General features: G+C 67.8%; 1 protein-coding gene. It reads right to left on the bottom strand.

The annotated features are described in order from the left end of the window. A partial coding sequence (locus G5V65_RS22050; protein ID WP_277602983.1) for a DEAD/DEAH box helicase occupies window positions 1-581 on the bottom strand: 581 nt, incomplete at both ends.

Raw genomic sequence — 581 nt, 5'->3', positions numbered from 1 at the left:
GGGTGTTCCTCGGGGTCGACGGTGCGCAGCCCGCGCCCGACCATCTGGATCATCGTGGACTTGTAGGAGCTGGGCCGCAGCAGCACGACGCAGGACGTGGGCGGGTGATCCCAGCCCTCGGTCAGCACCGCGACGTTGACGACGACGCGGATAATGCCCGCCGCGTAGTCGGCGAGGATCGCCTTGCGGGTCTCGGCCGCGAGATCGCCGTGGATCAGCGCTGCGGAAACGCCCGCTGCCCTGAACGCTTCGGTGACATGTTCGGCATGGGCGACTGTGGAGCAGAACACCACGGTCTGCCGGTCGCCCGCCTTTTCCTTCCAGTGGCGGATCACCTCGTCGGTGACGGGGGCGCGGTCCATGATGCCCGCCACCTCCGCCATGTCGAAATCCGACATGGTCTTGCGGACGGACCGCAATTCGTCCCGGACACCGACATCGATGACGAAGGTGCGCGGCGGCACCAGGTGGCCCGAGGCGATCAACTCGCCCAGCCGAACCTGATCGGCCACGTTGTCGAAGACCTCGCGCAGGCCCTTCCTGTCGCCCCGGTTCGGCGTCGCCGTGACCCCGAAGATGCG

The sequence above is a fragment of the Paragemmobacter kunshanensis genome (assembly GCF_011059185.1).
In the GTDB taxonomy this organism is placed as follows: Bacteria; Pseudomonadota; Alphaproteobacteria; order Rhodobacterales; family Rhodobacteraceae; genus Paragemmobacter; species Paragemmobacter kunshanensis.
Note: the sequence above shows the minus strand (reverse complement) of the source record. Positions and strands in the feature narration are given on the sequence as shown.